Source organism: Phenylobacterium aquaticum (genome assembly GCF_022695515.1).
Lineage (GTDB): Bacteria > Pseudomonadota > Alphaproteobacteria > Caulobacterales > Caulobacteraceae > Phenylobacterium > Phenylobacterium aquaticum.
Genome location: NZ_JALDPT010000083.1, coordinates 1 through 3,376, shown reverse-complemented (window position 1 = coordinate 3,376; position 3,376 = coordinate 1). Strand labels below are relative to the sequence as shown.

Sequence of the window (3,376 nt, the reverse complement as noted above, 5' to 3'; positions counted from 1 at the left end):
GACCAACGTCTCCAACCTCGATGCGACGACCGTCGGCGCCCTGACCACCACCCAGGTAAAGGGCCTCACGGCCGATCAGCTGCGCGGCCTGACCACCACGGACGTCGGCGAACTCTCCTCGACCCAGGTCGGCGCCCTCAGCTCCACCCAACTCGGCGCCCTGACCTCCTCGGCCTTGTCGGCGCTCAGCTCCACCCAGGTCGGCGCGCTTTCGACGACCCAGCTCAAGGGCCTGACCACGACCCAGGCCGGCGGCCTGACGACCACCGACATCGGTGAGCTCTCCTCGACCCAGATCGGTTCGCTGGCGACGACCCAGCTGGCCGCCCTGACCGCCACCGCGGTGTCCGCCCTCGACGCCACCCAGGTCGGTTCGCTGAACGCCACCCAGGTGAAGGCGCTCACCACCACCCAGCTTGGCGGTCTCTCGACCACCGACATCGGCGAGCTCTCCTCGACCCAGGTCGGCGCCCTGACCTCGACCCAGCTGAACGGCCTGTCGACGACCAATGTCGGCGCGCTCTCGACGACCCAGCTGACCGGCCTGACCTCGACCCAGCTCGGGACGCTCTCGACCACGACCCTGTCGACCCTCGACGCGACCCAGGTCGGCTCGCTCTCGACCACCCAGGTGGCCGGCCTCAACGGCACCCAGCTGCGGTCGCTCTCGACCACGGACTTCGGCGAGCTGACCACCACCCAGCTCACCTCGCTGTCCTCGACCCAACTCGGCGCCCTGTCGTCGACGAATGTCTCGGCACTCGACGCGACCCAGGTGGGCGCGCTCTCCACGACCCAGCTGAAGGGCCTCACGGCTGATCAGGCTCGCGGCCTGACCACCACCGATATCGGCGAGCTGTCCTCGACCCAGATCGGCAGCCTGGCCACCACCCAGCTGGCCGCGCTCACCGCCACGGCGGTCTCGGCGCTGGACGCCACCCAGGTCGGCGCACTCTCGCCGACCCAGATCAAGGCTCTGACCACCACCCAGCTCGGCGGTCTGTCGACCACCGACATCGGCGAGCTGTCCTCGACCCAGGTCGGGGCCCTGAGCGCGACCCAGATCGCCTCGCTCAGCTCCACCAATGTCGGGGCGCTGTCGACGACCCAGCTGACCGGCCTGACCTCGACCCAGCTCGGGGCCCTGTCGAACACCACGCTCTCGACCCTGGACGCGACCCAGGTCGGCTCGCTCTCGACCACCCAGGTCCAGGGCCTGACCGGCACCCAGCTGCGCAGCCTGACGACCACGGACTTCGCCGACCTCACGACCACTCAGATCGGCTCGCTGACCGCCACCCAGCTGAGCGCCCTGTCGGCGACCAACATCTCCAACCTGGACGCCACGACCGTCGGCGCCCTGACCACCACCCAGGTGAAGGGGCTCACGGCCGATCAGCTGCGCGGCCTGACCACCACCGACGTGGGCGAGCTCTCCTCGACCCAGGTCGGCGCGCTCAGCTCGACCCAGCTTGGCGCGCTCAGCGCCGGCGCCCTGTCGGCCCTGGATGCGACCCAGGTTGGCGTCCTGTCGACGACCCAGCTCAAGGGCCTCACGACCACCCAGGCCGGCGCTCTGACCACCACCGACATCGGTGAGCTGTCGTCCACCCAGATCGGCTCGCTCGCGACCACCCAGCTCGCCGCCCTGACGGCGACCGCGGTCTCGGCGCTCGACGCCACCCAGGTCGGCTCTCTGAGCGCGACCCAGGTCAAGGCTCTGACCACCACCCAACTGGGCGGCCTCTCGACCACGGACATCGGGGAGCTCTCCTCGACCCAGGTGGGCGCGCTTTCCGCGACCCAGCTGAACGGCCTGTCGACCACCAATGTCGGCGCGCTCTCGACCACCCAGCTGACTGGCCTCACCTCGACCCAACTCGGGGCCCTGTCGAACACCACGCTCTCGACGCTGGACGCGACCCAGGTCGGTTCGCTCTCCACCACCCAGGTGAGCGGCCTGACGGCGACCCAGCTGCGCAGCCTGACCACCACCGACTTCGGCGAACTGACCACGACCCAGCTGGACTCGCTCTCGGCGACCCAGCTCGGCGCGCTTAGCGCGACCAATGTGTCGGCCCTGGACGCCACCCAGGTCGGCGGCCTTTCCACGACGCAGGTGAGGGGGCTCACCACCGACCAGCTGCGCGGCCTGACCACGACGGACGTCGGCGAACTCAGCTCCACCCAGGTCGGCGCTCTGACCTCGACCCAGCTTGGCGCCCTGACCGCCACCGCCCTGTCGTCGCTCAGCTCGACCCAGGTCGGCGCGCTCTCGACGACCCAGCTCAAGGGCCTGACCACGACCCAGGTCGGCGGTCTGACCACCACCGACATCGGGGAGCTCTCCTCGACCCAGATCGGTTCGCTGGCGACCACCCAGCTGGCCGCCCTGACCGCCACCGCGGTCTCGGCGCTTGACGCCACCCAGGTCGGCTCGCTGAGCGCCACCCAGGTCAAGGCTCTGACCACCACCCAGCTTGGCGGTCTGTCGACCACGGACATCGGTGAACTGTCCTCGACCCAAGTCGGGGCCCTGACCTCGACCCAGCTGAACGGCCTGTCGACGACCAATGTCGGCGCGCTCTCCACCACCCAGCTGACCGGCCTGACCTCGACCCAGCTCGGGACGCTCTCGACCACGGCGCTCTCGACCCTGGACGCCACCCAGGTCGGCTCGCTGTCCACCACCCAGGTGGCCGGCCTCAACGGCACCCAGCTGCGGTCGCTCTCGACCACGGACTTCGGCGAGCTGACCACGACCCAGCTGGACTCGCTGTCCTCGACCCAGCTCGGCGCCCTGTCGGCGACCAATGTCTCGGCCCTGGATGCGACCCAGGTCGGCGCGCTCTCGACCACCCAGCTGAAGGGCCTCACGGCCGACCAGGCCCGGGGTCTGACCACCACCGACATCGGTGAGCTGTCCTCGACCCAGATCGGCAGTCTCGCCACCACCCAACTGGCGGCCCTGACAGCCACCGCGGTGTCGGCGCTCGACGCGACCCAGACCGGCGCCCTGTCGACCACTCAGATCAAGGCGCTCACCACCACCCAGCTCGGCGGTCTCTCGACCACCGACATCGGTGAGCTGTCGTCGACCCAGGTCGGGGCTCTGACCGCGACCCAGATCGCCTCGCTCAGCTCGACCAATGTGGGCTCGCTCTCCACGACCCAACTGACGGGCCTGACCTCGACCCAGCTCGGGGCCCTGTCGAACACCACGCTCTCGACCCTGGACGCGACCCAGGTCGGTTCGCTCTCGACGACCCAGGTCCAGGGCCTGACCGGCACCCAGCTGCGCAGCCTGACGACCACGGACTTCGCGGACCTGACGACGACCCAGATCGGCTCGCTCACCGCGACTCAGCTGAGCGCT

At 70.0% G+C, this 3,376-nt stretch carries 1 protein-coding gene; it reads left to right on the top strand.

Features of this window, described 5'->3' with window-relative positions; all coding sequences use genetic code 11:
* The coding region (locus tag MQH10_RS26150; RefSeq protein WP_419720808.1) for a beta strand repeat-containing protein at positions 1–3,376 on the top strand (3,376 nt) is incomplete at both ends.